The organism is Streptomyces sp. P17 (assembly GCF_032436805.1).
Taxonomy (GTDB): Bacteria; Actinomycetota; Actinomycetes; order Streptomycetales; family Streptomycetaceae; genus Streptomyces.
In genome coordinates this window covers 1-231 of record NZ_JAVRBF010001556.1, presented here as the reverse complement: position 1 = coordinate 231, position 231 = coordinate 1, and the positions used below count along the sequence as shown (strand labels likewise).

The following is a 231-nucleotide window of genomic DNA, read 5'->3' as shown; positions in this document are numbered from 1 at the left end:
GTCTTCGTGCTCATCGGCTGTGACCCGATCAAGAACAACCGCATCGAATTTACCGTGGCCGATCACGGCATGTATGGCCCGTGGGAGCAGATCCGCGAAAACGGCACGCGCTTTGTCTCTATCAACCCGCAGGCGACGGCCTCGGACAAGTTCTTCGGCGCCGATTGGGTCAGGATCATCCCCAACACCGATGTGGCGCTGTTCAATGCCATGGCATTTCACGTTCTCGAA

Annotated in this window: 1 protein-coding gene; it reads left to right on the top strand. The window is 57.6% G+C overall.

What is annotated here, in order from left to right; translation table 11 throughout:
* Positions 1-231, top strand: a 231-nt coding sequence (locus RMT89_RS45670) for a hypothetical protein (protein WP_315889641.1), incomplete at both ends; no start/stop codon positions are given.